This is a genomic window from Gloeothece verrucosa PCC 7822, assembly GCF_000147335.1.
In the GTDB taxonomy this organism is placed as follows: Bacteria; Cyanobacteriota; Cyanobacteriia; order Cyanobacteriales; family Microcystaceae; genus Gloeothece; species Gloeothece verrucosa.
On record NC_014501.1, the window covers coordinates 447,224 to 463,992 of the forward strand.

General features: G+C 39.2%; 15 protein-coding genes. 3 read left to right on the plus strand and 12 right to left on the minus strand.

Annotated features, from left to right (window positions below):
• Nucleotides 1–23 precede the first annotated feature (23 nt).
• The 10 genes from CYAN7822_RS01995 to CYAN7822_RS02040 form a co-directional block, all read right to left on the minus strand.
• Nucleotides 24–746, minus strand: coding sequence for a DevA family ABC transporter ATP-binding protein (locus CYAN7822_RS01995; RefSeq protein ID WP_013320569.1), 723 nt, complete (start codon nt 744–746; stop codon nt 24–26).
• Between the two features lie 12 nt (nt 747–758).
• Complete coding sequence (locus tag CYAN7822_RS02000; RefSeq protein WP_013320570.1) at nt 759–1,451, minus strand: TMEM175 family protein; 693 nt, start codon at nt 1,449–1,451, stop codon at nt 759–761.
• 36 nt (nt 1,452–1,487) lie between these two features.
• A complete protein-coding gene (gene devC / locus CYAN7822_RS02005) occupies nt 1,488–2,654 on the minus strand; it encodes an ABC transporter permease DevC (RefSeq protein WP_013320571.1) in 1,167 nt (388 codons plus the stop codon).
• A gap of 50 nt (nt 2,655–2,704) precedes the next feature.
• On the minus strand, nt 2,705–3,991 hold the full coding sequence (locus CYAN7822_RS02010) for an ABC exporter membrane fusion protein (RefSeq protein ID WP_013320572.1): 1,287 nt from the start codon (nt 3,989–3,991) through the stop codon (nt 2,705–2,707).
• A 25-nt stretch (nt 3,992–4,016) separates the two neighbouring features.
• Nucleotides 4,017–4,610, minus strand: a complete 594-nt coding sequence (locus CYAN7822_RS02015; RefSeq protein WP_013320573.1) for a TetR/AcrR family transcriptional regulator — start codon at nt 4,608–4,610, stop codon at nt 4,017–4,019.
• Nucleotides 4,611–4,702: 92 nt separating this feature from the next.
• Entirely contained in the window at nt 4,703–5,392 is a 690-nt protein-coding gene (locus tag CYAN7822_RS02020; RefSeq protein WP_013320574.1) for a GAP family protein, read from the minus strand.
• A gap of 36 nt (nt 5,393–5,428) precedes the next feature.
• Nucleotides 5,429–6,697 carry a hypothetical protein gene (locus tag CYAN7822_RS02025; RefSeq protein ID WP_013320575.1) on the minus strand — a complete coding sequence of 423 codons (1,269 nt, stop codon included), beginning with the start codon at nt 6,695–6,697 and terminating at the stop codon, nt 5,429–5,431.
• Between the two features lie 44 nt (nt 6,698–6,741).
• The gene (locus tag CYAN7822_RS02030; RefSeq protein WP_013320576.1) at nt 6,742–7,656 is read right to left on the minus strand and encodes an SDR family NAD(P)-dependent oxidoreductase; all 915 of its coding nucleotides are present in this window, start codon (nt 7,654–7,656) and stop codon (nt 6,742–6,744) included.
• A gap of 123 nt (nt 7,657–7,779) precedes the next feature.
• A complete protein-coding gene (locus tag CYAN7822_RS02035) occupies nt 7,780–9,054 on the minus strand; it encodes an aminotransferase class I/II-fold pyridoxal phosphate-dependent enzyme (protein ID WP_013320577.1) in 1,275 nt (424 codons plus the stop codon).
• 58 nt (nt 9,055–9,112) lie between these two features.
• Entirely contained in the window at nt 9,113–9,571 is a 459-nt protein-coding gene (locus CYAN7822_RS02040) for a hypothetical protein (RefSeq protein ID WP_013320578.1), read from the minus strand.
• A gap of 272 nt (nt 9,572–9,843) precedes the next feature.
• Between CYAN7822_RS02040 and CYAN7822_RS02045 the strand changes: the two genes are divergently transcribed.
• On the plus strand, nt 9,844–10,110 hold the full coding sequence (locus CYAN7822_RS02045) for a hypothetical protein (protein WP_013320579.1): 267 nt from the start codon (nt 9,844–9,846) through the stop codon (nt 10,108–10,110).
• Nucleotides 10,111–10,118: 8 nt separating this feature from the next.
• Here the strand turns inward: CYAN7822_RS02045 and CYAN7822_RS02050 are convergent, their stop codons facing one another.
• On the minus strand, nt 10,119–10,793 hold the full coding sequence (locus CYAN7822_RS02050) for a response regulator (protein WP_013320580.1): 675 nt from the start codon (nt 10,791–10,793) through the stop codon (nt 10,119–10,121).
• Between the two features lie 10 nt (nt 10,794–10,803).
• A complete protein-coding gene (locus CYAN7822_RS02055; protein WP_013320581.1) occupies nt 10,804–11,889 on the minus strand; it encodes a sensor histidine kinase in 1,086 nt (361 codons plus the stop codon).
• Nucleotides 11,890–12,411: 522 nt separating this feature from the next.
• On the opposite strand from CYAN7822_RS02055, the gene CYAN7822_RS02060 reads away from it, so the two are divergent.
• Together CYAN7822_RS02060 and CYAN7822_RS02065 are read left to right on the plus strand one after the other, a co-directional pair.
• A complete protein-coding gene (locus CYAN7822_RS02060) occupies nt 12,412–14,664 on the plus strand; it encodes a PBP1A family penicillin-binding protein (protein WP_013320582.1) in 2,253 nt (750 codons plus the stop codon).
• Between the two features lie 470 nt (nt 14,665–15,134).
• Nucleotides 15,135–16,709 (plus strand): B12-binding domain-containing radical SAM protein, encoded by a 1,575-nt coding sequence (locus CYAN7822_RS02065; RefSeq protein ID WP_013320583.1) that lies wholly within the window; start codon nt 15,135–15,137, stop codon nt 16,707–16,709.
• The last annotated feature ends 60 nt before the right edge of the window (nt 16,710–16,769 follow it).

Here is a 16,769-nt window from a genome sequence, read left to right on the forward strand (position 1 = left end):
TTTAATCGAGAGGGTGAGGGGGCCTAGTGATCATCCCGAAGCCGCCCATCTTCCATGTAAATAATGCGATCAGCAATATCGAGAATACGGTTATCATGAGTCACTAGCAGAATCGTAGAACCTTGCTCTTTTGCCAATTGTTGCATCATTTCTACCACATCTCGTCCGGATTTTTTGTCGAGTGCCGCCGTCGGTTCATCTGCTAAGATAATTTGAGGCTGACTTACCAAAGCTCGTGCGATAGCTACCCTCTGCTTTTGTCCCCCTGATAAACTCTCGGGATAGTAATTAATACGATGCCCTAAACCCACCGCTTCTAATATACTAATAACCTTGACATCCATCTCTTGAGGCGGCATTGTATCATGTAATTCTAAAGACATTCGTACATTCTCTTTAGCCGTTAAAAATGTCAGTAAATTATGAGCTTGAAAAATATAGCCTAAAGACCGTCTAATTTGTAGTAATTGCTGTTGAGAAGCCTGACAGATTTCTTGCCCTAAAATTTTTAGACTTCCTTCATGAGCAGAACGTAACCCCCCCATCAGAGTTAATAAAGTGGTTTTTCCCGAGCCGGACGGCCCCGTCATAATTACAATTTCTCCTGGATAAATATCTAGATTAATCTCAAAAAGCGCTTGTTTGCGAAGGGTTCCTTCTCCAAAAAAATGATTGAGGTTTTTCGCTGAGATCACCGCCGAATTTTGGGAAGCGGCTAGGTTTTTTTGTTCTTTTAAGGTCTGCATAGTTGAGTTAAATTAATTTAAGTGACTGTTGCTATCTAGAGTTATTCGGGAGTTATTTGCTGAAAATTCTCTGGGAGTAATCGTCGGTTTTTGGTCAAATTTATGTAAAATAATATAGGGAATTGGTAGTAAAAACCAGACCCAATCCCAGAGAGATAAATTGAAAAACGCTACTCCTATCGTCAGTAAAGATAAGAGCGGCTCTACTAGCGTATTACAAGCCATTAATTTAATAGTTTTTAAAGCTAAATTTCGGTCAATTAATTGATGATTATAACTGGCGTAAGTCCAACTCAAAAAAGATAACATACCCAAGCAAAAAATATTGATGCTAAACCAAATTTTTGCCCATAAGCTTTGAGGTAAATAAACCGTTAAAGCGGTAGAGTAGGGAACTAAAAAAAGACATAACAGATAAATAAGATAAAGCCACAGATGTATTTCATTGGTTTTTCGGTAATATTTAAATTGTTGAACATGATCGATCCAATAAAAACCAACAGTAATAAAAGCGATAGCATAATTACTTAAAGAATTAAGCTGATTGAACAAAAAATGATTAGTTTGTTGGTTAGTCATCGGAGACTGGGGTAATTGGCATCCTAAAATCGTCAGTGCCATCGCTAAAGCAAAAATCATATCTGACAACCGGCCTAGGTGGTGCAGCATATTTTGAAGATTTGATTCGTCGTGATGGTTAAGCATACCACTGTCCCAAAAAGTAGAAATTAAACGAAAAAATTAGAAAATATCAGCCGGATCGGCAGATTGTAACTTACGCATCGCAATTAACCCTGAAACAAAACACATGACTACAGTTAAGATAAAAACGTTAATCGCCCGACTGGTAGTCATAACAATGGGAAGCATTGTAGCGGCGTAAGTGAGTTGATATAATCCCATTGAGAGGATAAATCCTGGAATGTAACCGAGAACGGCTAAAAGCAAAGCTTCTTGCATCAAGGTCATGATTAAATAGCCATCACTATATCCCATCGCTTTAAGAGTGGCGTACTCTGGCAAATGATCCGATACATCAGAATAGAGAATTTGATAAACAATGACAATTCCGACGATAAAACCCATCACTACACCCATACCAAAAATAAAGCCGATGGGTGTACCACTTTCCCAATAAGCTTTTTCCACTTGGGCAAATTCTTCTACGGTTAACACTTGAACATCATCCGGTAATCCGGCCTCGAGTTGCGCTTGAGTTGCCTCTAGGTTGGCTCCCGGTTTTAAGGTGATCAACCCCACTTCGATGCGGTCCTTTTGCCGTTCGGGGAAAATAGACAGAAACGTTGAGTCACTGGTAATCACATTCCCATCAGCCGCAAATGAGGCCCCCAAAGTAAACAGACCTTTGACCGATATAGTTTTTCCGTTGATTTCGGTTTCGAGAGTACCGCTTTTGTGCCAACTCTGTGCGATCTCTCCATATTCCGGACGCCCCGCTTGATCATATAACACGTTATTGAGAATTTTTAATTGGTCTAAATTTTGATTGACTTCATTAAAAGTAAAGGTAGGTTGAGCCGGCTCAACGCCCCACACTAAAATCGCCCTCTCTATACGAGTTTCGGGGTTGCGCCATTGAGCGGTGCCAATGTAAACCGGATTGACCGATGCGACTCCTTGATAAGCTAATGATTGATATAGCCTTTCTCTGGAAAAACTCTTGACTGAAAATAAGGTTTGAAATTGAGGATTAATTAAGACTAAATCTCCTTGTAAGCTGCGAAGCGGTTTAATCGCTGAATCATAAAGGGCTTCCTGAAAAGCCAATTGCACGAACATTAAAAGATCCGCAAAGGTAATTCCCGCTATGGCCACTAAAAAGCGCGTTTTTTGCTTGGTTAATTGCCGCCAGGCTAGGGGGGTTTTAGCGAAGAGTTTAGACAACATAGTTTTCTTTATTTATATCAGACGTATGTTATAAAAAAAGCTGTGAGCATTTACAGTTGAATCACCACTTCTACCTGTAGGTTAGTCAAACCCGACACCCGCTTACTATCCAACGGGTTGAGACGCACTTTGACTTCTATCACCCGGCGATCTAAATTTTCTCCGGGTTGGTTGCTAAAGACATTTTGTCGATTAACTTGTAAACCTATCTCAGAGACGGTTCCCTGTAATTGGCCGGCAAAAGCTTGGCTCTTGATGATAGCTCGTTGTCCGAGTCGAATTTTACCAATATCAGTTTGGTAAACCTCGGCGACGGCAACCATTTGGTCAGTCTGAGCCATGTCTAGCAGTCCTAAATCGCCAATTTTTGCGCCAGGGCGCGTATGTATCTTGAGAATTTGTCCGTCCATCGGTGCGCGGATATTGGCTTGTTCTAAGTTCGTTTTTGCCTGTAACTGAGCGGCTATAGCATTATCTACCTCTGTTTGGGCTACCTGCACATCAACCGGTCTTACTTCAGCAATTTCGTTTAAGGTGGCTTGTGCTTGCCGGATTTCTTGGGGTCGAGACGTTTGAATGCGCTCAAAGGCGGCTCTCGCTTCTACGAGTTGTTGCTCTTTTGAGTTTTCGATGCGCTCTTTGGCGGCTTTTGCCTCGGCCAGTTCTTGCTGTACGGTTAAGAAGGCTAAATGCTTGGCATCTCGTACTGAGGCAGAAATCGCCCCCTCTTGGTAGAGCAGTTGATGCCGCCTGTCTTCTATCTCGGCATTGGCGAGTTGGGCTTGCAAGGAAGTAATAATCGCTTGTTGCTCTTGGATTTCTCCCGCTTTTTCCGCTTCTAAGCGAGCGATGTTGGCTTGTTGTTCTTGGATCTCGCTGCGTTTTTGTGCTTCTATACGGGCTAATTGGGCTTGTTGTGCCTGAATTTCGCCGGTTTTGGCTCCGGCTTTGACTTGGGCGAGTTTGGCTTGAGCCATTTTAACTTGTTGAGTGGCTTGTGCTAGGGCATTTTCTAAAGTGGCGCGAGAATCAAGAATGGCAATGATTTGTCCGGCTTTGACGCGATCGCCTTGTTTAACCAGGAGTTGAGCCACCCGATCCCCATCTAAATTTAAGGGAGCGGCAATAGACACCACTTCGGAATAGGGTTCTAAGCGTCCTAAAGCGGCTACTTTTTTAAGAGTTGGAGCGGCTTGTGCTGTTTTAGAGGGCATATTTGCCGAGGGTTTTAATTGGGAGATGGCGTAAAACATGATTGCTCCTGTAAGCGAGGTCGCCGCCACCATTAAGGCTACGAGGCGAGCTTGTGAGGGTTTAGAAATAAATTGAAAAGTCATAAGATCACTCCTTACCCTGTATTGATTAACAACAATTTTCTTTCGTTTGTTGAGATTTATGTTCTAAATAAACAGTCACCATTTCTGCCAGGAAATTACTTTGATTGACAAACGAGATAGTTTTCCCGTCAAAAAGCCTTTCCATTAAGATTCCATACATAACCGAAAAAATTAATTCCACGATAGGAGCAGGAATTTGTAAATAGTTAGTGATGACTTGTTTGACATCGTTGTCCGCCTGTTGAATGATTTCATTACTCAATAGGGCTGTATTATCTTGCTGGCGACAGTAATCAACCCAAATTAAAATTTGCTTGAGAAAATAATCTTCATTTTTTCTCATAAAATCAAACAGCATTTCGATTTTGCCTCCCAGAGGTTGAGTATTATCTGCTGAGGCTAAAAAATTGCTGATATCTTGTTTAGTTAACTGCTCTACTAACTGTAAAAATAAAGCTTCTTTGCCTGAAAAGTAATGATAGAGTGTTCCCGTAGAAACCCCCAAGTCTTGGGCTATTTCCCGCATGGTCACGGAACCATAACCCCTTGCGGCAAAAATATCAAGGCATTTGCCAAGCAGTTCTTGACGATAGCGAACGTGATCAACAATCTTAGGCATTTTTTTAATCGAACATTCGTTATATAAAAAATAACACAAAAATAGCTGGTGGCCAAGAGTCAAATTTTGAAAAAGCGAGGTCTCTGTGTTGCCTAAGTGAGCAACTGTTGAGCGGCAAAGATAATCAACAGACAACCTAAAGCGATGAAAGTCACATTTAAAGCAATATTTATTCTGACATAGAGAGATTGTAGCCGTCCCTGCACCCAACTCTTAAAAGGCTTTGCATAGCAAAGGGCTAATACATTTAAAAGGATAATGGGCAGAGTATACAATAGAGAATAAATAATAAAATAAACGTGAGTGAGTAAAGGATTTACGTTAAATCTTTGAATTTCAACCACAACCAAAACCTGTAAAAATCCCATTGGTGCTTCTGCCAGTGTCGTCATACCGCCCAAAAGCAGGTCTTTAAAATGGGTAGTCAGTTTCAAAGAAGAAGAAGCATCATGGAACGACTTGGTTGGGCACTGCCAATGATCAGACTTAGGGAGTTGAAATTTCTGTCGCAAGCTATAGAAACCATAAACAATTAAAATTCCTCCCAAAAAAATCATGATCAGTTCCCAATGGATAAACTTAGCCCAAGAAAAAATCTTGGCAACTTTTTCTAAGCCCAAATCGAGAACAAAAAATTGAAGTAAAATTGCTAAAAATATTCCCAATATGTAGCCCCAAAGTTTTTCTCGGGACAACAGCAGGAAAAAAGCTATAACAATTAAACTGGGATTGATGCTGTCAATCAAACCTAACCAAATCACGATCAAGGTTAAAGTAAACATTAGCGGATTTTAAAATTATGTCTAAGGGCTTAGAGATTAAGAGTAGAAAGAGAGAAATAAAGATAATAATCTTTCGTTGGTTTTTTCATTAATTTCAAGAGAGTACGGATGTACTTCGAGGCGAGTGCCCTGAAGAATTGCCGCTTTTTCAAGAAGACTAGCAAGCTGAAAAAAACTTTGATAATTTGGTGGACTATAATCTCCGCAAATACTAACTCCGGCAATTTGATAATTAGACAATTGAACAAAGGTAGAAATAATTGTTTCCACATCTTCTACGGATAACTCTCCAGAATCCCAAACCTGAACATTATCTTGAGGGATAAGAACATCTTTATCTATGGCGATAAAAAGGGGTTTAGAGGTAAGCTTATCGTGGTATTTTTCCAGTAAAAATTCCACGCGCTGGCGTAAAACTGTCCATGATGTTTTAACGGGTTGATTAACGGCCTTATCATAGTTAATGTAAGGATTTTTAGCAAAAGTTCTACTAGCCGGCAAGCAGACAATTCTTCCGTTATCAATGTATTTTTGGATTCCTTGTCCATTGCCAAAACATTCAACAGCGTCAAAAATATTCCCAGTAGCATCAAAAGCTTTTTCGCCTCCTCCTATATGAAAAACCATATCCATCTGACTGGCGGTAAAAGCGTGGTATAACCAAGAACCACACATCATATCAGTAAAGAAAAAAGGATTCCAGTCAGCGTGCTGATCAAAAAATAGAAGATTGAAAGCAGTAGGAATGCGGCGAAGAAGCAGCAAGGTTACATGATCGAAATCATTAGACCCTAAAAAAGTGATATAGGGAGATTCATCCCATGACCCTTTAAGTTTATTCACTAATTCAAGTTCCAATTTTCGAAAAGTTGAAAAGGGACATAAAAGTCTGACTTTAGGTCCGCAATTTTCTAAATTAATCATTTCAATAGGGTGATTTTGTAACAGCTTTTTTTGTTCAGTAATGCTATGATCTAGATTTAAAATTCTGATTTTTAATAAATTAAATTTTAGAGAGCTTATCGATCCTCGATTTAAGGTAAAATATTTGGGTTTAAAGATCCATTTTTGAAGCCCAAAATATAGATAATATCCCAACAGAGCAAACCCAACAATGGACTCTATGATCATGGGTTCTGGCAAGTAATAATAAGCCGAAATACTAACGATCAAAGCCGGTATAACAACCCCTATAGGGAGCAAATATAACAAAATAATTACTAAATAAAAAATCGAAAAAGCTTGCCAATATTTTTTCAAATTGTTAAAATCAAAAATTGAAGCATAGCTAACGGTTTTTTTCATTTTAATTAAACTCCTTAAACTCAATAATCGGGTGTTTAGACAAATTATAGGCTTTTATCTTGGTAACGATAAAAACGAAATACCAAATTTTCAACCAAGAAAGATGGCAAAAAATTCTTGATTTTTAAATAAAGAGATTCTTCGCCAATAACATAGCGAATATTCGGGTGTTTTTTTTCAGAAATATTAGCAATTAAACCGGCAACTTTTTGAGGATTATATCGAGAGCTATTGGCTTGTTCTAACGTCAGATCTAATAAAGTTTTTCCCCACTCATAATAAGCCGATGTAGGAACAAAAGCACTCTTAACTAATTCTTGAGGGTCTGATTGGATATTCGTTTTATAAGTTCCGGGTTCTACTAAAGAAACCCAAACATTAAAAGGCAGTAGTTCATACCTCAAAGATTCACTAAATCCTTCAACAGCATACTTACTAGCACAATAAGAAGATAATCCCGGCACACCAATTAAACCAGCAATACTAGAAACATTAATCACATGACCTTGACGGCGTTTTCTCATCTGAGGAATGACCGCCTTAGTCAGAGTTACTAATCCCCAGAAATTGGTTTCAAATTGAGCGCGAAATTCATCAAGAGAAATATCTTCTGCAAAACCCCCTAATCCAGAACCCGCATTATTAACTAAGACATCAATGGCATCAAAAGTATCAAGAACTTTATTAACACAATGAGAGATAGAATCGGGGTTACTCACATCTAAATAACCAATTTTACAGAGAGGATGGGGAGTATTGAGAAAAAAACTATTATCAGATAAATCATTAACAGATTCAGTTTTAGGCATCAGCTTAGACAAAGCCGCTTCAAGGGTCGAGCGCTTAGACAAATTTCGCATAGTAGCAATGACTAAAAACCCACGACGTACCATTTCAACTGCGGTTAATAATCCAAAACCACTAGAACATCCAGAAATTAAAACAACCCGTCTTTTCAATGTATTTCTCCTTTTGATTCCTAGAAACAGAGGGGAGAAGATAAGAACATAATGCTTAAAAAAAGGGTAATGAGGGCTTGATTGTAGCTAAATACTCATTACCATTTGTACACTGCAAAATTTTTAGAATTGATATTTATCTCGGACTTTTTTGAGGTCTTGGATAAACTTCTCAATGTCTGATTCAGTATGCTGATTATTAAGCATGAGTCGAATTACAGCTTGATTTCGTTTGACGGCTGGATAGCGGAATATAGGAATACAATAGCCTAATTCTAGTAACTCCCGACGCACTTGTTCAGCCACTTCATCCTTACCAACGTAAACTGAATTAATGTAAGAAGGAGTGTTATTTAAACAAAAACCTGAATCAAGTAAAATTTGTCGAAATTGTGAACAACGTAACAGATAATTGTCCATAATTTCTGGATGAGCTTGTAAGTAATTAATGATTTCTAGATTAGTAGCGGCTGTTGGCGGTTGCATAGTTGCAGTGAATAATGCCGTTCCCGAAAGAAACTCAAAAGTGGCTACAAATTCGGCTGGGCCGCTAATAGCTCCTCCTTCAATCCCAATCGCTTTAGAGAAAGAAACCATTATAAAAGTTGCTCGAGATAAAGCCAAGTATTCTTCGTAAAAAGGCCGATTTCGCTCTCCGTAAATCATAAATCCATTGGCATCATCTACATAAGATAAAGCCCCGTATTTTTCGCAAACATCCAGTAATTGTCCAATGGGAGCCACACTACCATCACTAGAATATACTGTTTCAAAAACCACAACAACTTTAGGAGAGTTAATTTTTTTTAAAACTTTTTCAAGGTCGTCGGGATCGTTATGTTTAAAGGAAAAAAGTTGCTCTCCATATTTTAATTTAGACGTGGGGTTCCACAAACTCCAGTGGCAATCTCGATCTAATACAAATACGGCATCCCGATTATCGATTTTAATCTGTCCATCTACAGGCAAAGCAGCCGTCATAGCATTGATAAAACCTATATTAGCCAGAGCGCCTGTTCCAAAAGTCAAGGTGTAATTTTTCCCCCAAATTTCGTTCATTTTTTGCTCTAGTAGCCAGTGAGGAACACAAACTCCTTGAGTCAGGCGAGAGCCTCCTGTTGCTAAACCATATTGACGAGTTTTGTCGCAAAAAATCTCGATAAACTCAGGATTTTCCTGAAGTCCTAAAATATTAATTCCTGCTAAGTTAATAAGTTGCCTGCCATTTCGCTCAATTCGAGAGCCGCTCATCCCATCCATAATATTAATTTGATCTAACAGATAACCCGCCGATTGACAACTTTCTAAAAAGGCTGAGTTGGGCCAATTACTATACTTGATAGGTTGAGGAATAAAGTTTTTAGAAGTGGGTTGGATAATTTGAGTTGCTACTACCATTTTTTTGTCCTTAAATTGCTAGTGAATTGAGGATAATACTGAGGAAAATTAGGAAACTTTATTTGTGGGCTTTCAATAGCTCTATTTTTTTAGTTTCTAAGATAAATTTATTTTCTTGTTTAACTAAAAAAGGCATTTGGGTATCAATCAATATGCAAGGATTTATGCTCGGGTGATAAAAATGATGCGAAGCTTGTTTACAAGAATAATTAAAAGCAAAAATTTTTTTAAGCTCTTGCTCAATTTTATGGAGGTTATCCGCCAGTTTTTTAAACTCAAATAATTTAGTCTCTAATTCATTTGAAAGATCATTAATTAAATCAGCCATCGTCTCTAGTTGAGAATTTCTTTCTTGAAACTCTTGTTGCATATTTTGCTGTTTTTTCTCTTGTTCTAGGTCGATTAAATGATAAATATCGTCAACGATAACTTCTATTTGTTTTAAATTTTCATGCGAAATTGAGGGGGAGTTTTTTAGCTCTCCAACTAGGGAATTTTTTAGAAAAATCGTAGTCATGAAATAACCTCTTTTAGCCAGTTGACCACAATATAGAGTTTGGAGTTCTGTATGATTTTATTTTCTTCTAAAACATTCAAAATTTAATACTGCCAAATGGCTATACTTATCATTGACTCTAGAGGGTAACTCGAAGGCAAGATTGATGACCAAATGGATATCCAGTTGGGAGTGGTCAAGCAAAATTTTCTACTTTATTCTAGAAATAGACAATAAAAAATTTACTAGGTCAAATTAAATTTCAAAAACTATTTCCCTAACCAGCTTTTACTATGATAAAAAGTCCAATTATGATTATTGGCAATGATGTTCTGATTGTGCAAAGACTCAGCCGCCATTGTCTACAGCAGGGGGCCGAAGTTTTACCTTACTACGGTCTTCCTAGTTCCGAGGAAATAACCTTATTTGCTCCAAAAGCTTTAGTCTTCAGTTCGTCGCTCCCTGAAGAAATTTTTGAGAATTTAGGTCTTTCTGTGATCTGGTGGTCGGAATTAATGACACTCCAAGATCTCAGTGAACAACTACAAGCGCTTGTTTAATTACCTTTTTAAATTAAACCTTCCCGTACAGCTTTAGCTGCGGCTTGAACTCGGTCATCTACACTCAACTTATTGAGGAGCATCCGTACATAAGACTTGATCGTTCCTGGTGAAAGAAAAAGCTGTTCGGCAATTTTTTTATTAGAGAATCCTTCAGCAATTAATTTAAGAATTAAGCGTTCTCTCTCACTGAGAACGGTAACCGCTTTGGGGGTAGTATTTGTCTCAACAGCAAAAGAGCCGGACTTAAGCAGATGACTCACCTTGTGAGCAATTCGAGGATCTAAATAAACACCTCCATGAGAGATTAAGCGAATGATGACTAATAATTCTTCCCATTCTATATTTTTAAGACAATAACCATCTGCACCGGAGGCTAACATTCCCAACACTTGAGTATCATGATCATAAGCACTTAAAGCCAAAATTTTTGTAGCCGTATCGTCTCTTTTAATTCTTTGTGTCGCTGATATTCCATCCAGAAGCGGCAAATCAATGTCCATTAAGATGATATCTGGCTTTAATTGTTCTTGAAGTTCGATAGCTTGTAGGCCATCGGTCGCTTCTCCTATTACTTCATAATCAGGATTAAGCGCAAACAACCCTTTAAGTCCTCGCCGCATTAAATTATGATCATCAACTAACAGAATTCGTATAGGAGTTAACGTCTTATTTTCATCCATAGTTATTAATTTATTTAAGCATTAATTCATGGCTACCAATCGGCAGAGTAAACCAAAATTTACTTCCGTGACCTAGGTTAGTATCTACGTTAATCTTACCGCCGTGAGCTTCAATAATCTGGCGACAAAGATAAAGCCCTAAACCGCAGCGTCCCTGGCGGCTTTGTCCTTGAATGAAACGATAGAATATTCGCTCTTTTTCTAGAGGAGAAATTCCTGGGCCGCTATCTTCTATAGATACTTGTATTTGCTCAACACCTGAAGAAACTACCATCAACTTTATGGGCTGATGGGGTTTGGATACTCTTACAGCATTGTCGAGTAAATTTTGTATCACCCGTTGAATCCCTAATTCTTCTCCGTAAACCATAGGGAGTGAGGGGGCAATGTGATATTTAATTTCACCATTATACTCAGTAATAGATTGAATTCTAACAGTAGCTTGTTCAAAAATATTCTTCCAATTGAGAGGCTCATAAGAGAAATTTTTCTGGCCATTAGCTTCATAACGAGAGATATCTAAAAGCGTTTCTACTAGCTGAAGAATATTTTGATTATCTTGGTAAAATTCCTGAAAAATTTCTTTCCAAGTTTCATTCACGGGACCATAAGCTCCCTGTAGCAAAGCACGTAAGGCGTTACGAGCCGCTAATAAAGGAGTTCTCATATCATGAGATAGAGTTGCCATCAAATTTTCAAGCTGTTGATTACGTAAAAGAATTTTCTGCTGATTTAACTCAATTTCAGCCGCCATCCTGTTGAGAACTTCAACTAAATAACCAATTTCATCAGAGGAAGAATAGTTAATTCGAGCTTTTATTTCACCCTTGCCCCAAATCTGACTGATCTTGATGATTTGGCATAGGGGAAGCTTTAAGCGTTTATGTAAGAGCCAGATTAGCCAGCTTACTGCTACAAGAATTGCTACTGAACTAAAGAGATTCACAAAAAAGAGGCAATTATTGATGTGCTGAAAACTTGCTCGTCTTGAAAAGAGTTCCAGAAAAATTAGCCAACTTTGCTGCACCACCACCAATATACCTACTATTAAAGTCTCAATATACAAAGACCCTAATAATTCATTTGTTTTAGCCATAGAAAATTATTCAATTTAGCTTGAGTCTTAAGTTAAGAAAAGAACAACTCAAATAAGTAGATAGATACTCATTAAAGTTAACAGTGTGGTTAGGGAGCAGGGGAGCTAGTGCGGTGAAGCAGTCCTGTGGGAGGTTCCCCGGTTTTGAGCGGAACTGCCGAACCTGTCAGAGTCTTGGGGTTTACCTGCCTAGAGCAAGTGCCGTTGACAGCACTCAACAGGCCTAGTAGTAAAGGGAGGGGGCCAGTTGACCTTTCGCGCAGGCAGTGGTTTTTCTTGATGCCCAAGCCCTTAAACATTGCAGATAAATTTAAGAAAATCGAGTAAATTCGTCGATTATGATGTAATTATTACTTAATTTTGATTGAGTAGCTGTGATCACGATCACATCTGAGCCGCCAGACCAGAAAGCAGCAACAAAATTCTCAGTGTGATCACTGAACGCTTAGGATAAATTGATGGGGAACACAGTTAACCCAATCTTAAATCATAATAGATGAAGTGATCTTGCTTGCGGCTTCCATGACCTCAAAACCTCCCCAACAACCTAAAACCCAATTAAGTCAAATGTTAACTTTAGCGGTTCAGAACCTTCATGCTAAAGTTAGCTTTGGCGGAATGTCCCTCAAAAAAGGGTCTAGGGTTCCCGAACTGCGGATATTTGACGGGGAAGTCAAACAACCAGAAACTTATTCATTGTTGGGAGATAAATATGTTGTCGGGCGCAGTTCAAGGTCTTGTGATATTGTGGTGAGAAATCCTGTGGTCAGTCACGTTCACTTTTCTCTAGAACGAGACGCGAAAAATCCCAATCTTTTCCTCCTCAAAGACGAAAACTCCACCAATGGAGTCTATTTCGGGAAACATCGCCTAACCACCTTGGCTCTGCGTCATGGAGACGAGATTACCCTAGGACCGCCAGAACTCGCTAATGGGGTTAAAATTAGCTTTTATAATCCTCCTCCCTTGTGGGTACGCTTAATGCGCTACTCTTTTTATGGAACCGGGGGAGTGATGGGATTATTGGCCTTGTGGATGGGCATGGAATGGTCAAAGTATCCGGTTCATCCCCTACCCCCAAGCGTGGGAAAGCCAGTGGTGGTTTATGCTAGAGATGGACAAACTCCCCTCAGTCCCATCCGAGAAGATACCCATCAAGAATTAAAACGCCTATCGGATTTTTCTCCCTATTTACCTAAAGCCGTTATGGCTTCAGAAGATAGCCGCTTTCTTTGGCATTTTGGCGTTGATCCTTACGGGATTTTGCGAGCAGTAGTGATCAATTATAAAGGTAATGATATTCGTCAGGGGGCGAGTACCCTCACTCAACAATTAGCCCGTAGTTTATTTCCGGAAGTAGGACGAGAAAATACTGCCGGGCGCAAATTGCGAGAAATGCTCGTTGCCTTAAAATTAGAAGCCTTCTACAGCAAAGATAAATTATTAAATCTGTATCTTAATCGCATTTATCTAGGGGCAGGAAATTATGGCTTTGAAGATGCTGCCCAGTTTTATTTTGATAAGTCAGCGAGAAAGTTAACCCTAAATGAAGCCGCTACTTTAGTGGCCATGTTACCCGCCCCCAATCTTTATAACCCGGTACAAGATTATAATACTGCCGTACAAATGCGGAATCGAGTGATTAACCGTATGGCTAACTTGGGGATGATTTCTGAACAAGAAGCTGATCGGGCAAGGCGATCGCGCATAGAGGTCAGCCCGAAAGCCAAAGAAGCCCTCAGTAGTGCCATTGCTCCCTATTTTTATAGCTATGTTTTTGAAGAATTGCGGGACTTATTAGGAAACGAAGTGGCTAAAGAAGGAAATTTTATTGTGGAGACAGGCTTAGATCCGCAAATGCAAAAAAAGGCAGAAGCCGCCCTCAAGCAAACCGTTAGCACCTATGGCCCCTCTTATCGCTATTCCAATGGGGCAATGGTTACTCTTGATACCCGCACCGGCCAAATTTTAGCGATGGTGGGAGGGACAGACTATAAACAGAGTCAATTTAACCGCGTTACTCAGGCAAAAAGACAGCCAGGATCGACATTTAAGGTATTTGCTTATGCCGCAGCCATTGAAAAAGGGATTTCTGCGGGCAAAATTTACTCCTGTGCGGGGCTGTTTTGGATGGGGCAAAATTATAAACCCTGTGAACGAACTGGCGGCGCGACAGATATGTATGGTGGCATAGCGCAGTCGGAAAATGCCATTGCTTTGCGAGTGGCTCAGGATGCCGGCTTAGATAATATCGTCAAAATGGCTAGAAAACTCGGTGTTAAATCTGATTTAAACCCGGTACCCGGCTTAGTTTTAGGGCAAAGTGAGGTCAATGTATTGGAAATGGCCGGGGCTTATGCGACTTTTGCTAATGGGGGAGTTTGGAACCGTCCTCACGCCATTAAACGTATTCTCGATGGAGAAGAATGTATTGACCCCAAAAATCCTCAAACTTGTCGGGTGATTTATTCGTTTGAAGAGGATAAAAATAATACTGTTCAAGCAATTTCTGGAGGGGTTGCTCAAACCATGACTTCTCTATTACGGGGTGTGGTGCAACATGGTACGGGTAGAGGAGCAAGTATCGGTTTAGGAGAGGCCGGCAAAACGGGGACAACCAATAATGCTGTGGATTTATGGTTTATTGGCTATATTCCGGGTCGTAATTTAGTCACCGGTATTTGGCTCGGTAATGATGATAATACCCCTACCAATGGAAGTAGTGGACAAGCGGCTCTGTTATGGGGAAAATATATGCGCGAAGTGACACAGTAATTAAGCTGTCACGCATTTAATTTGTTCTTTGTGGCGGGGTGTAGGGGGTAGGGTGTGGGGGAAGAGTTTTAGGGTTTGTTTCCTAAGATCATAATATCCAGTTTAAATGCACAACAGCTTACTGATCACTTAACAGTTATTACTTAATAGTTATTATTTAATAGTTATCAAGCAACTGACACGGTTTTTTTGAGCGCATCCGTAAAAAATATGTGCGCGTTGTTACATTTATTGATATTACGCCAGTAAAGTTTTTTTGACATAATCAAAATTTTATGTAAATCTATAAATAAAGCAGTCTTTGTAAATTAATGAGCAGTTACTAAGTATATTCCCTCTAAACCTCTCCGAATTAGGAGAACTTTATTAAGCAATTACCTCAAATTGCTATAGTTTTTCTAGCGGGTTTAAAGATAGGATTTATGGAAAACCTACAACCTTATCAAACAAAATAATACAAGATAAGTAAAATGAAAGCTTTACTAATTTATCCTCTATTTCCTAAAACTTTTTGGTCTTTTGAAAAATATGTAAATTTATTTGGTCATAAAGCACTACTGCCGCCCTTGGGACTGGTAACAGTAGCGGCTATCTTACCGCAAGAGTGGGAATTCAGGTTGGTTGACCGAAATGTTAGCACCATTACTGAAGAAATGTGGTCTTGGGCTGAGATTGTGATTATTTCGGCAATGATTGTGCAAAAAGAAGACTTTAAACTTCAAATTCAGGAGGCAAAAAGACGAGGTAAAAAAGTCGCTGTTGGGGGTCCCTATCCTACCTCTTTACCTGAAGAAGCAAAAATATATGGGGCAGATTATTTAATTTTAGATGAAGGCGAAATAACTCTGCCTCTGTTTGTTGAAGCCCTTAAAAAAGGAGAAACCTCTGGAGTTTTCCGCAGTGAAGGCCATAAACCGGATGTAACCACCACCCCAATTCCTCGTTTTGATTTATTGGACCTTGATGCTTATGTACAAATGTCAGTTCAATTTTCCCGAGGATGTCCTTTTCAATGTGAATTTTGCGACATTATTACACTTTATGGCCGTAAGCCGCGTACTAAAACACCACAGCAGTTATTAGCGGAATTAGACTATCTCTATGAATTAGGCTGGCGGCGTGGCGTTTTTATGGTAGATGATAACTTCATCGGCAATAAGCGGAATGTCAAATTATTACTTCAAGAATTAAAAGTTTGGCAAGAAGAACGCCATTATCCTTTTGGTTTTCTTACAGAAGCTTCTGTGAACTTAGCCGAAGATGAAGAACTTATGAATTTGATGGTGGATTGTAATTTTGTCTCAGTGTTCTTAGGAATTGAAACACCCGACGAAGACAGTTTAGAACTCACCAAAAAATTTCAAAATACGCGCCATCCTTTAGACGATGCCATAGATAAAATTACTCGGGCAGGATTAGTCCCGATGGCGGGTTTTATTGTCGGATTTGACGGTGAAAAGAAAGGAGCCGGCCAGCGCATTGCCGAGTTTGTAGAAAGAGTTGCCATTCCCCGTGCTTTTTTTACCATGTTGCAAGCACTACCCAATACGGCACTCTGGACTAGATTAGAAAATGAACAACGGTTATTAAAAGATAATGTAGATATCAATCAAACGAGCTTAATCAATTTTACTCCTACTCGTCCGATCGAAGAAATAGTAGACGAATATATCCAAGGTTTTTGGAATTTGTATGAACCCGAGGCATTTTTAGAACGTACTCATCGATGTTTTTTAAAATTTGCGACATCTCGAGGTAAAACGACTTTTACCAAACGCAGGGCCACCCAATTGACTTGGAAAGAAATTAAAGTTCTTTTGATTCTTTTTTGGCGGCAAGGTTTGAAGTCTAAAACACGATGGTTGTTTTGGTCTTACTTATTTAGTATTATCAAAAACAATCCACAAGCCTTATTTGGTTATGTTTATCATTGTGCTAGTCTTGAACATTTTGTAGAATACCGCCAAATTGTCCGAAATCAAGTAGAGACATCCTTAAAGCAATTTTTATCAAGAAAAGAACAAGTGCTTATTGCCACCCGTTAATGAGCCGGAAGTACGCGAAAAGCTCCCTATAGACCCTACTATTTTGTCTTAAGGGGGCAA